Origin of the sequence: Micromonospora sp. M42, from assembly GCF_000568915.1 — a bacterium.
In the GTDB taxonomy this organism is placed as follows: domain Bacteria; phylum Actinomycetota; class Actinomycetes; order Mycobacteriales; family Micromonosporaceae; genus Micromonospora; species Micromonospora chalcea.
This window is the reverse complement of record NZ_KK037233.1, coordinates 2,236,568-2,248,399: the sequence shown is the minus strand read 5'-3', so window position 1 is coordinate 2,248,399 and position 11,832 is coordinate 2,236,568. Positions and strand designations below refer to the sequence as shown.

The window sequence follows — 11,832 nt, the reverse complement described above, 5'->3', positions numbered from 1 at the left end:
GAGACGCCCCAGCCGGCGATCGTCGCGTACACGGTGCGGCCCTGCGCCACCGCGTCGTCGTGGCGCATCAGCACGACCATGCCGCAGCCCTCGCCCGGCCAGAAGCCCTGCGAACCGCTCGTCGTACACCCGCATCTCGTCGCGGGCCAGCGCGCCGGCCTTGGCGAAGCCGACCATCTCGAACGGGTCGATGGACAGGTCCACCCCGCCCGCCACCGCCACGTCGACCTCGCCGTCGGCCAGGGCGCGCGCGGCGGTGACCACGGACAGCAGGCTGGAGGCGCAGGCGGCGTCCACCGTCCAGCCGCCGCCACCGAGGTCGAAGTGGTTGCAGATCCGCCCGGCGATGGTGTTGGAGAGACCACCGGCGAGCGTGTCCTCGTCGATCGGCGGGAACGGGCTCTTGTACCGCTCCTCGGTCACCGCCAGGAACTCCGCGATCCGCCGGTCGGGCCACCCCTGCTCCTGCAGCCCGGCGGCCAGCACCCGGCGCACGTACGGCCAGCGCAGCCGCAGCACGTTGGCGCGGGAGAACTCGCCGGTGAGGGTGTTGCCGACCACCACGGCGGTACGGTCCCGGGGCAGCCCGGCGCCGTCCGGCCAGCCGGCGTCGGCGAGCGCCTCGCCGGCCACGTCCAGCGCCAGCCAGTGGGTGAGGTCGGTGGAGCGGTAGGTGCTGCCGGCGATCCGGTGCCGGATCCGGTCGAACGTGTACCCCTCGATGACGGCGGCGTGCCGGTTGTAGAAACGGTCCGGGGTGGCCGGGTCGGCGTCCCAGTAGTCCTCCAGGCTCATCCGCTCCGGCGGCAGCCGGCGGAACGCGCGGCGTCCGCTGAGGGCGTTGCGCCACAGGTCGGCCACCGAATCGGCTTCCGGGTAGCGGCAGCTCATGCCGACGACCGCGATTCTGCTCATGTCGTCACTCCTGGGGTTGTGCGATTCGCGGATCAGGCGGGCACGGGCCGCTTGCCGTTGTCCGCGGAGACGGGACCGGCGGTGGCCGGTGTCCCGGGCGTTGCGGGCGAGACGGGTTGGTCCTGCTCGCGGCGCCGCTGCTCGCGGCGCGAGGCGTGCAGCGACCAGAGGAAGGTGCCGCGGACCAGGCAGACGATCGCGGTGGCGAAGAAGAGCCCGTACGTCACCGAGGCGCCGGTCAGCACGCCGTACACCAGCGCCACGCCGCCACCGAACGCGAACTGGGCGGCGGGCCGGCTCGGCGTGGTGCCCGGATCGGTGATCATGTAGTTGGTGAACAGGACGAACGCGGTACCGGTCATGGTGGCCAGCGCGGCCACGATCGACGTGTCCAGCACCAGGCCCCGGACCACCGACTGCACCACGAAGATCGACAGCCAGCCGGCGATCAGCCACATCCGGCGGGTGAGCTTCGCGTTGAGCATCGTGCCCAGGACGAGGATCACGGCCACGATCGCCCAGTCGGCGGGGCCGGAGAGGTTCTCGGTGAAGTGGTACGGCGGCGCGATGGAGACCCACGGGAACAGCAGCAGCACGATCGCGATGCCGAAGTTCGACGGGTTCATGAAGTGCCGCAGCCGCCCGTTGACCGGCGCCCGCAGCAGCCACTTGCCGCTGATCGCCACCAGCACGCCGAAGAGCATCACCAGCACCCGGTCGTTGGTGTAGAGCAGCATGTTCACCGCCAGCGCGGTGATGTGCGCGGGGAAGAGGAACTCGACCAGGTTGCGCACGCCGCCGGCGTACCGGGGGGCGCGGCCCTCACCTCGGGCGCCCACCGCCTCCAGCAGCAGCTCGGCGGCGTACGCGGTGAGCACGGCGTACACCGGCCAGAGCGCGGGCTGCTCGAAGCCGAGGACCGTGTAGCCGAGGATGTTGAGGACGGTGATCGAGATCGCGAAGCGGCGCAGCGCTGTCACTCGCGGGTCGCGTGGCTTCGTCATGAACTCGCCTCCTGTGCCTGGGTGCCGAGGGTGAGCGCGTGCCGGCCGGGGGTGAGCGTCACCGTCTGCGCGCGTGGCGCGCCGGTGCGGTCCCGCCAGGCCAGGTCGACCTGGACCGGCCCGGTTACGTCGCCGAGGCCGATGTGCACCTCGAAGCTGCGCCGGCCGGAGTGGCCGCTGCCGCCGTCGACCCGGCCGCGCAGCACACGGCCGTCCGGGGTGCGGACGGTGACGTCCGCGCCGATCACCGGGGAGCCGGTGGCGGCGTCGCCGGCCGGCGGCCGGTTCAGCTTCAGGGACAGCTGCGATCCGGTGCCGGGGCTGTCGTTGCGGTAGAACACCGGCGCGTCCCACTGCCGGGCCACCGCCATGTCCAGCCGGCCGTCGCCGTCGGCGTCGCCGAGCGCGATGCCCCGGGTCGGGATGGGCACCGCCAGGCCGAGCTGGCCGGCGATGTCGGCGTAGGCGCCGCCGGGCATCCGGGCGTGCAGGCGCAGCGGCTGCCCGCCGGCGATGTCGTCGCCCTGCCGGACCCGTGGCCACGCCGAGGTGTGCTCCAGCAGCGTGTCGTTGGCGGTGGCCAGCTCCTGCAGCTGCGCCCACCGGTTCACCTCGCCCTTGACGAAGCCGCTGGTCTGCACGATGTCGGGCCGGCCGCTGTTGGTCAGGTCGGCGATCTTGACGTCCCAGCTCCAGCCGCTCCAGGCGAGGTTGAGCGGGGCGCTGCGGTCGACGAACGGCGCCCGCCCGTCGGCGAGCCGCTGCCGCAGGTCGTCGGTGTCCCGGGCCTGGTTGACGAAGGCGAAGTTGCTCTCCTGGATGCCGAACGAGGTGGTGATGTTGCCGACGTACATGTCGTAGAGGCCGTCGCCGTCCAGGTCGCCGACGTCCACGCCCATGCCCTTGAAGGAGTCGTGCCCGAGGATCTTCGACTTGGGCACGGTGAGCCGGCTGCCCTCGCCCTCGACCAGGGCCAGCCGCACCCGGCCCGGTGTGGAGCGGTTGTGCAGCAGCCGGTCGGGGCCGAAGTCGTTCGCCACGTACAGCTCGGGCAGCAGGTCGCCGTCGAGGTCGGTGGCGGTCGACGCGAGTGCCCAGCCGCGGGAGACGTCGTCGTCGAAGAGGTCCGGCACGTCGGCGAAGGTGACGCTGTCGGCGGTCGCGCCGGTCCAGCGCAGGACATGGTCGCGCCCGCCGTTGTACGCGGCCGACATGGACCTGTTCATCGCCACGCCGCCGCTGACCGTGTGGTCGAGCACCGGGCCGTCGGGGAAGTAGTTGCCGACGAACACGTCCTCGTGACCGTCGCCGTCGAAGTCCGCCACGCTCACCGTGTTGGTGTTCCACCGCGGCCCGGTGTAGCCGCCGTCGGCGGCGGCGGGCCGGGGGACCAGCTCGACCGGCTGGAACGCCGCCGCGGACAGACCGGTGGCGTCCGGGCGGGCCAGGAAGATCACCGGTGTCCGGCCCCACCAGTAGACCAGCAGGTCGGTGCGGCCGTCCTCGTTGAAGTCGCCGGGCGCGCAGCCCATCGGCGCCATGTGCGGCCCCATCGGCAGCGGCGCCGGGTCGAGCACGAACGGCTGGTACCGCTCCTGGCGCGCCCCGGGCGTCGGGGTGACCACCACCCGGTCGATCCGCGGGTCGGTGACGCAGAGGTCGTTGGCCAGGCCGTCGCCGTCGATGTCGTTCATGGCGACCCCGGCGCCCACCGACGAGATCCACGCGTCGATGTGCGTGTACTCCTTGTTGACCCGGCGGATGCTCTGCTGCGGCAGACCACCCGGGATCGCGATGGACAGCGGCGTGAACCGGTAGCCCGCGGCCACCCGTCGCCGTTCCTCGTCGGTAGCAGTGGCCGGCTCGGCGATCAGGAACAGGCCGACGATCAGCAGCAGGGCGGTCAGCCCGGCGAGATGACGTCGGCCCCAACCCAGGATCATGGACACCCGGTCAGCACCTCCCCAGCAGTACGAGATGGTCGGCGATCCGCTGACGCCACACCGCGAAGGCGGGCAGCGACGCCGAGTCGGTCAGATCGGTCAGGGCGGCATCGGTGATCGCGGCGGCCTGCTCGATGCTGGTGACGCAGAACGCGCCGACCGCGACAGCGGTGTGCGTCGGCACGTGTCCGGCCCGCATCCGGGCCTTGGCCGCGAACGCGGCGCCCTGGCCGAGCGCCGCCCGGTGCTCGCCGGCCGCCTCGCGCAGCGTTCGCAGTTCCGTCAGATCGGCGCCACCGGCGTAGCTGGCGGCCAGGCCGACCCCGCTCCACAGGTCGGAGTGCCGGTCGGCGGGGAACCGGTGGAGCAGCCGGACCAGTTCGGCCGGGTCGGCGCCGGCGACGAACCACAGCGCCCGGCCGATGCCCTGGTCCACCGCGTGCGGCGCGTAGTGCCGCAGCTCCGCCGGCCAGATGTGCGCCGGGTCGCGTGCCGTGCGTTGACGTACTGGCCGTCGTTTAACAAGGCCTGGTGGAAGCCGTAGCCGTCGAGGGCGAGCCAGCGCAGCAGCGGGTCGGGCGGGAGGATCGCCGGCCGGCGCCAGCGGGGCAGCCGGGCCATGGCCCAGCCGGCGCCCACGTGGGCCATGTAGACGTGCGCGTCGCCGCGCCCGGCCAGGAACCGCGCCATGCCCCGGCCGCCGCCGGGGCGGAGGCCGTCCATCAGGGCGTACGCCATCGCGGCGCCCTCGTAGGCGAAGCCGCGCAGCGGCGCCGGCCGGCTTTCCAGCAGTTCCTCGGCGGCCCGGGGCTCCGGCGCCCCGGCGGCGTCACCGAAACCGCCGATGAAACTCTGCCCGGCGCTTTCCAGGGCCTGCCGCGCGGCGTCGTTCTTGACATGGAAGCCGCGTGTGTCAAACAACGCCTCGCGCTTATCCGGCGTCAGGATTCGTTGTCGCAGTGCCAACAATATTCGGGCCATGGCAAGTCCAATTCGCCGTGGGTGTACGCGTGCGGATCCTGCTCGCCTGCAGAGAAGTTCTTCGATTGGCGTGCCCGCTCTGGCCAATACTCGCGGAACGCCTCGGCGACTGTCTTCTCGCAGGTTGCTGTGTTGCCTCAGGTGACCGTCGGCACCGCTTCGGCGGGCGCGCGGAGCCGGGTGCGCGCAAGCCTGGAAGTGGGTCCCGCACCGGCTCCGGCCAGCACGTATCGCCTGCCGCCGAGGGCGCCCGAGCGGCCCGCGTGCGGCAAATCAAGACTCGTTCAAGAGCCGCACAGCACTATTGGTCACGGTTTCCGGGTAGCGATGGAGGGGCCATGGGGCAGTTTTCAGGTGCCGACTGCAAGGAACATGACGGCCGGTCGGCCGCCATTGTCCGGGTGATTGAGCACATGAAAAGAGAGCTCGGCAGGCCGTTGCCGCTGGAAACGCTGGCGCGCCTTGCCCCGTTCAGCCCCTTCTATTTCCATCGCGTGTTCAAGCAGGCCACCTCGATGACACCGGCACGTTTCCTGGCCGCCCTGCGGATGGCCGAGGCGCGACGGCTGCTGCTGCGTTCCTCGCTCACCGTCACGGCGATCAGCGCCCAGGTCGGGTACTCCAGCGTCGGCACGTTCACCACCCAGTTCCGGCGCTGGGTGAGTTTGCCCCCGGAGCGGTTCCGCCAGCTCGCCCGGCAGTTGGCGGGCGTGTCGGTGGCGGCGCTGCTGCCGGTGATCCGCAGCCGCGCGATAGTCGCCGGCCAGGGCCCCCGGGCGCTGATGCACCTCGACACCGTGGACCTGCCGGGGCTGCTGCTCGCCGCGGTGGCGCCCCACGACGGGGGGCGCAACGAATGGTGGACGGCCGCGCCGCGTCCACTGCCGGCCGCGCTGCCCGCCACCGTGCCGCCGGGCGAGCACCGCGCCCGGGTCCTGCTGCTGCGCCCGGACCGGGACGCCACCTCGGCGCTCGTCGACGGCGCGCCGGACAGCTTCCTGATCGGCGACGCGGACCTGCGGATACCGGCCGAGACGGGCAGCGCCCAGCGCATCACCGTGGCGCGGGCCACGCTCACGGTGCCGGTGCGCCAGGTGCGGGTCACCGATCCGCCGCTGCTCTCGGCCACGCCGCTGCGCTGGCTGCTGGGCGTGTCGCAGGCCGGCTGGCGGGGGCGGACGCCGGTGATGGCCGAGCGGCGCGCGCTCCGAACCGCCTGATGGCCGTGCCGGCCCCGAAGATCGAGCTGCACGTCCACTTCGAAGGGACGGTACGGCCGGAGACGCTCCTGGTCATCGCCCGCCGTAACGGTCAGCGGCTGCCCGCGGAGACGGTCGAGGGTCTGCGTCAGCTCTACGAGTTCACCGACTTCGACCACTTCGTCCGCACCTGGGTGTTGACCACCAACTGCCTGCGTACGGCCGACGACTTCCGGCGCATCGTGGTGGCGTACGCCGCCGAGGCGGTCACGCACGGCGCTGTCTACCTGGAGGGCATCTTCTCGCCGGCCGAGCGGGTGCGCCGGGGCGTCGGCTGGGCGGACATCTTCGAGGGGTACGCCGACGGCGCGGCCGAGGCGTACGAGCGGCACGGCGTACGGGTGTTGCTGACGCCCGACGTGGACCGCGAGTTGCCGCCGGCCGACGCCGAGGAGTGCGCCCGCCAGGCCGTGGGGTACCGGGACCGGGGCGTGGTCGGGTTCGGTCTGGGCGGGCCGGAGCTGGCCGCGCCGGCGAAGGCGTTCGCCCGGGCGGTGGCGATCGCCCGCGACGGCGGTCTGGCGTTCGTCCCGCACGGCGGCGAGGCGGGCGGGCCGGATTCGGTACGCGACCTGCTGGAGCTGGCTCCGGCCCGGATCCGTCACGGCATCCGGGCCGCCGAGGACGACGACCTGCTCGCCGAGCTGCGGGACCGGGGTGTGGTGCTGGACGTGTGCCCCACGTCGAACCTGCGGACCCGGGTGGTGGAGTCCGAGGCCGCGCATCCGTTGCCCCGCCTCGTCGCCGCCGGTCTGCGCTGCTCGGTCGGGACCGACGACCCGGCGATGTTCGGTACCGATCTGGGCCGTGAGCACGAGTTGGCGGCGCGTCTCGGGCTCGGGCCCGAGCGGGCGTACGCCGCCGGGGTGGCCGGGGCGCTCTGCGACGACGCGACGCGTGATCATCTGATGGCGGTGGGCCGGCGGGCCTACGGCTGACCCGTCGGCACCGGCTTGCCGGCCCGGAAGACGAGTGTGGACGTGTCGGTGTCGTCGGGGTCGCCTTCGCAGTCCACGACGACGATCTGGCCGGGGGGCAGTTCGTTGAACAGGATCCGTTCGGACAGGTTGTCCTCGATGTCGCGCTGGATCGTGCGACGCAGCGGCCGCGCGCCCAGCACCGGGTCGAAGCCCTTCTTCGCGAGGTACTTCTTGGCGTTGTCGGTCAGTTCCAGGCCCATGTCCTTGTTGCGGAGCTGGGTTTCGATGCGCTGGATCATGATGTCGACGATGGAGAGGATCTCGGTCTCGTGCAGCTGGTGGAAGACGATGGTGTCGTCGATCCGGTTGAGGAACTCGGGCCGGAAGTGCTGCTTGAGTTCGTCGTTGACCTTCTGCTTCATCCGGTCGTAGTTCGACTCGGAGTCCTCAGAGGCCTGGAAGCCCAGCGACACCGCCTTGGCGACGTCGCGCGTACCGAGGTTGGTGGTCAGGATGATGACCGTGTTCTTGAAGTCCACGATCCGGCCCTGACCGTCGGTGAGGCGCCCGTCCTCCAGGATCTGCAGGAGCGTGTTGAACACGTCCGGGTGGGCCTTCTCGATCTCGTCGAAGAGGACCACGGAGAACGGCCGGCGACGTACCTTCTCGGTCAGCTGCCCGCCCTCGTCGTAGCCGACGTAGCCGGGCGGGGCACCGACGAGCCGGGACACGGTGTACCGGTCGTGGAACTCCGACATGTCCAGCTGGATCAGCGCGTCCTCGGACCCGAACAGGAACTCCGCCAGGGCCTTGGACAGCTCGGTCTTACCGACACCGGACGGGCCGGCGAAGATGAACGACCCGGACGGCCGCTTCGGGTCCTTCAACCCGGCCCGGGTACGGCGGATCGCCTTCGAGACCGCCTTGACCGCGTCCTCCTGGCCGATGACGCGCTTGTGCAGCTCGTCTTCCATGCGCAGCAGCCGGGAGGTCTCCTCCTCGGTCAGCTTGTACACCGGGATACCGGTCCAGTTGCCGAGGACCTCGGCGATCTGCTCGTCGTCGACCTCACTGACGACGTCCAGGTCACCGGCCTTCCACTCCTTCTCCCGCTGCGCCTTCTGGCCCAGCAGCTGCTTCTCGGTGTCCCGCAGCTGCGCGGCCCGCTCGAAGTCCTGCGCGTCGATCGCGGACTCCTTGTCCCGACGCACCTGGGCGATGCGCTCGTCGAAGTCGCGCAGGTCCGGCGGCGCGGTCATCCGGCGGATCCGCATCCGAGCGCCCGCCTCGTCGATCAGGTCGATCGCCTTGTCCGGCAGGAACCGGTCGGAGATGTACCGGTCGGCCAGCGTCGCGGCGGCGACCAGGGCGGCGTCGGTGATGGAGACGCGGTGGTGCGCCTCGTAGCGGTCCCGCAGGCCCTTGAGGATCTCGATGGTGTGGGCCAGCGACGGCTCACCCACCTGGATCGGCTGGAAACGACGCTCCAACGCGGCGTCCTTCTCCAAATGCTTGCGGTACTCATCCAGCGTGGTGGCGCCGATGGTCTGCAGCTCACCACGGGCCAGCATCGGCTTCAAAATGCTCGCCGCGTCGATCGCGCCCTCCGCCGCGCCCGCACCGACGAGCGTGTGGATCTCGTCGATGAACAGGATGATGTCACCGCGGGTGCGGATCTCCTTGAGCACCTTCTTCAGCCGCTCCTCGAAATCACCCCGGTAGCGGGAACCGGCGACCAGCGCACCGAGGTCGAGGGTGTAGAGCTGCTTGTCCTTCAGCGTCTCGGGCACCTCACCCTTGATGATCTTCTGCGACAGGCCCTCCACCACGGCGGTCTTGCCGACGCCGGGCTCGCCGATCAGCACCGGGTTGTTCTTGGTGCGGCGGGACAGCACCTGCATGACCCGCTCGATCTCCTTCTCCCGCCCGATGACCGGGTCGAGCTTGCCCTCGCGGGCGGCCTGGGTCAGGTTCCGGCCGAACTGGTCCAGCACCAGGCTGGTCGACGGCGCGGCCTCACCCGGCGCCGCACCCGCAGCGGCCGGCTCCTTGCCCTGATACCCCGACAGCAGCTGGATGACCTGCTGACGGACCCGGTTCAGGTCCGCGCCCAGCTTCACCAGGACCTGCGCGGCGACGCCCTCACCCTCGCGGATCAGGCCCAGCAGGATGTGCTCGGTGCCGATGTAGTTGTGGCCCAGCTGCAGCGCCTCCCGCAGCGACAGCTCCAGCACCTTCTTGGCCCGCGGCGTGAACGGAATATGCCCGCTCGGCGCCTGCTGGCCCTGGCCGATGATCTCCTCGACCTGCTGACGCACGCCCTCCAGGGAGATGCCGAGGCTCTCCAGAGCCTTTGCCGCGACACCCTCACCCTCATGGATCAGGCCCAGCAGGATGTGTTCCGTACCGATGTAGTTGTGGTTGAGCATCCGGGCCTCTTCCTGGGCCAGGACGACAACCCGTCGCGCTCGGTCGGTGAACCGCTCGAACATGCCCTCGTGCTCCTCACCTGAGTCATCCGGCCACCAGAATACTAAGATTTCATATAGCATTCTGTCTATCCTGGATGCGCGACACGGGCCTCCAGGTGGGCGGCATCCCTTTCAGGGTGGGCCTTCGTCGGAACCGGGTCACGCAACCCGGCACGGCCCGCAACTTCTATCAATAGCTTCGCCATATGAAAAAGAACTCCCCGCCGTCGTCGTTCCGCCCGGCGGCCTTTACGCACGTCCCGGGCGGTGATCACGCTGCTCGGGCGGGTTGGCGGCCTGGCCTGCCGAGTTTCCTGAGCAATAGCTGAGTGTGGCGACGTGGTAACCGGATGTGCCAGTCTCGGGCTCACGCTGAGCCTGGGGGGATAGATGATGGAGAGTCGCGCCTGTTACCGGGTCGACCTGTTGGGTCCGCTGCGCGTGCGGCGGAAGGGGCATCCGGTGGAGCCCGGACCGGCCAAGCAGCGGGCGGTGCTCTCGCTTCTGGCGTTACGCCTGGGCGACAGCGTCCCGGTGAGCGAGGTGGAGGAGGCGGTCTGGGGCGGCGTAGTCCCGCCGAGCGCCCGGTCGCTCGTGCACACGTACGTGGCCCGGCTGCGCCAGGTCCTCGAACCGGAGCATCCGCCGCGGCGCCGGGTACGGGTCATCGCCTCGACCGTCACCGGGTACTCGCTGCGCGCCGAGACCGTCGAGACGGACGTCGCGCGGTTCCGCCGCTGTGTCGCCGAGGCCGAGAAGCGGATCGGCGAGGGCTGCCGTGAGGAGGCGTTCCACCTGCTCGGGCAGGCGCTGGACCTGTGGCGCAGCCCGACCCTCGGTGAGCTGCGCTCGCTGCTGCACGACAACATCGAGGTGGAGGCCCTGGGTGCGGCCTGGGTGGCGACCTCGCACAGCTACGTCGGTCTGGGGCTGCGGCTGGGACGCGCCGCGGCGGTGCTCGACACCGCCACCCGGCTGGCCCGGCTGGAACCCCTGCACGAGGCGATCCAGGCCGACTATCTGGCCGTGCTCGGCAGCAGCGGGCACCGGACCGTGGCCCTGCACCGGTACGCCGACATCACCGAGCGGCTCCGTACCGAACTGGGCGTCGACCCGGGGGAGGAACTGCGGGCGGTGCACCGGGCGCTGGTGCGCCCGGCCGGCCGTCCACCGGTGCCCCGGCCGGCGCCGGCGGTGCCGGCCGCAAGGCGCAGGCCCGGCTGCGGGCCGATCTCCGGGCCGCTGCACTGGCGGGCCGGGGACATCGCCGACCTGGCGGCCCTGCTGGCGAAGTACCGCGCGGTGACCGTCACCGGCGCGCCCGGCTGTGGCAAGTCGGCGGTGACCCTGCGCGCCGCCCACCAGGCCGCCCGCGTCTTCACCGGCGGGGTCCTGACGGTGGACACGCTCGATCTCAGTGACCGGCGGCAGCTGGAACGCCGGCTGGCCCGGATGCTCGGGGGCAACGGCGCCGAGGATCCGGTCGAACTGCTGCGCGACCAGCCGACACTCGTGGTGCTGGACAACGCCGAGCACCTGGTCGACGCGTGTGCGGTGGTCGCCGACCGGCTGTTGCTGGCGTGCCCGGACGTGGCGGTGCTGACCGGCTCGCGTCAGCCGCTCGGGCTGCCGTACGAGCGGGTCCAGCGCCTGCATCCGCTCCCGGTGCCGCAGCCGGGCGGATGGCCGTCGGTCCTGTCCAATCCGGCGGTCGCGCTGCTCGCCGAACGGGCGGCCCAGGCCCGCCCTGGGTTCCGCCTCGACCGGCGGGACGCGGAGGTCGCGGTGGAGATCTGCCGCCGGCTCGACGGCCTGCCGCTGGCCCTGGAGATGGCGGCGGCGTGCCTGGCCACCGAGAGTCTGGACGGGGTGCTGCGCAAGCTGGAGGGACCGCTGGACGGACTCCGCCCGCCCGCCGCCGGACCGGAGTCACGCCACACGTCGCTGCGGGCGATGCTCGACCGTAGCGTCCAGCGCCTCGACGTGGCCGAGCGTTGTCTGTTCCAGCGCGTCGCGTTGCTGCCGGGGGTGTTCGACCTGGCGGCCGCCCAGCGGTTCTGGCGGCCCCATCCGTCCGGGCCCACGGACGTGCGGGTGGTGCTCGCCGCCCTGGTGGACAAGTCCCTGGTGATGCCGGTCGGGACGACCGGCGGCCGGTACCGGATGCTCGGCCTGCTGCGCCGGCTGGCGCTGGAGACGGGCACCCCGGGGGCCGTGACGAGTCCCGCCGCCGAACTGCCCCTGCCGCTGTCCCGGCCGTTGCTGCCGGCCGGCGCGGCGGCCGTGCCGGACTGACCGGCGGCCGCCGCGACGGCCCGCTCCCCGCCGGGGGAGCGGGC

At 71.7% G+C, this 11,832-nt stretch carries 6 protein-coding genes and 2 pseudogenes; 3 read left to right on the top strand and 5 right to left on the bottom strand.

The window, feature by feature from the left end; translation table 11 throughout:
- The 4 genes and pseudogenes from MCBG_RS10130 to MCBG_RS10115 form a co-directional block, all read right to left on the bottom strand.
- A pseudogene (locus MCBG_RS10130) lies at nucleotides 1-915 on the bottom strand (beta-ketoacyl synthase N-terminal-like domain-containing protein); the annotation flags it as partial.
- Nucleotides 916-947: 32 nt separating this feature from the next.
- Nucleotides 948-1,919 (bottom strand): hypothetical protein, encoded by a 972-nt coding sequence (locus MCBG_RS10125; protein WP_043325264.1) that lies wholly within the window; start codon nucleotides 1,917-1,919, stop codon nucleotides 948-950.
- Nucleotides 1,916-3,868 (bottom strand): CRTAC1 family protein, encoded by a 1,953-nt coding sequence (locus MCBG_RS10120; RefSeq protein WP_043325262.1) that lies wholly within the window; start codon nucleotides 3,866-3,868, stop codon nucleotides 1,916-1,918. Before MCBG_RS10120 ends, MCBG_RS10125 begins: the two co-directional genes overlap by 4 nt.
- Nucleotides 3,869-3,872: 4 nt before the next feature.
- Nucleotides 3,873-4,843 (bottom strand): annotated as a pseudogene (locus tag MCBG_RS10115) (DUF1702 family protein).
- A gap of 413 nt (nucleotides 4,844-5,256) precedes the next feature.
- On the opposite strand from MCBG_RS10115, the gene MCBG_RS10110 reads away from it, so the two are divergent.
- Nucleotides 5,257-6,063 (top strand): helix-turn-helix domain-containing protein, encoded by an 807-nt coding sequence (locus MCBG_RS10110; RefSeq protein WP_223201160.1) that lies wholly within the window; start codon nucleotides 5,257-5,259, stop codon nucleotides 6,061-6,063.
- The gene (gene add, locus MCBG_RS10105; RefSeq protein WP_181373827.1) at nucleotides 6,063-7,040 is read left to right on the top strand and encodes an adenosine deaminase; all 978 of its coding nucleotides are present in this window, start codon (nucleotides 6,063-6,065) and stop codon (nucleotides 7,038-7,040) included. Before MCBG_RS10110 ends, add begins: the two co-directional genes overlap by 1 nt.
- Here add and MCBG_RS10100 read toward each other — a convergent pair.
- A complete protein-coding gene (locus MCBG_RS10100) occupies nucleotides 7,031-9,514 on the bottom strand; it encodes an ATP-dependent Clp protease ATP-binding subunit (RefSeq protein WP_043325257.1) in 2,484 nt (827 codons plus the stop codon). The genes add and MCBG_RS10100 overlap by 10 nt on opposite strands.
- Before the next feature lie 372 nt (nucleotides 9,515-9,886).
- Between MCBG_RS10100 and MCBG_RS10095 the strand changes: the two genes are divergently transcribed.
- Entirely contained in the window at nucleotides 9,887-11,788 is a 1,902-nt protein-coding gene (locus MCBG_RS10095; protein WP_223201159.1) for an AfsR/SARP family transcriptional regulator, read from the top strand.
- Nucleotides 11,789-11,832 lie beyond the last annotated feature (44 nt).

Bases quoted from the DNA above. Each gene is read 5' to 3' on its own strand.
- MCBG_RS10095 (WP_223201159.1), top strand. From the start codon at position 9,887: ATGGAGAGTCGCGCCTGTTACCGGGTCGACCTGTTGGGTCCGCTGCGC.
- MCBG_RS10100 (WP_043325257.1), bottom strand. From the start codon at position 9,514: ATGTTCGAGCGGTTCACCGACCGAGCGCGACGGGTTGTCGTCCTGGCC.
- MCBG_RS10110 (WP_223201160.1), top strand. From the start codon at position 5,257: ATGAAAAGAGAGCTCGGCAGGCCGTTGCCGCTGGAAACGCTGGCGCGC.
- add (WP_181373827.1), top strand. From the start codon at position 6,063: ATGGCCGTGCCGGCCCCGAAGATCGAGCTGCACGTCCACTTCGAAGGG.
- MCBG_RS10125 (WP_043325264.1), bottom strand. From the start codon at position 1,919: ATGACGAAGCCACGCGACCCGCGAGTGACAGCGCTGCGCCGCTTCGCG.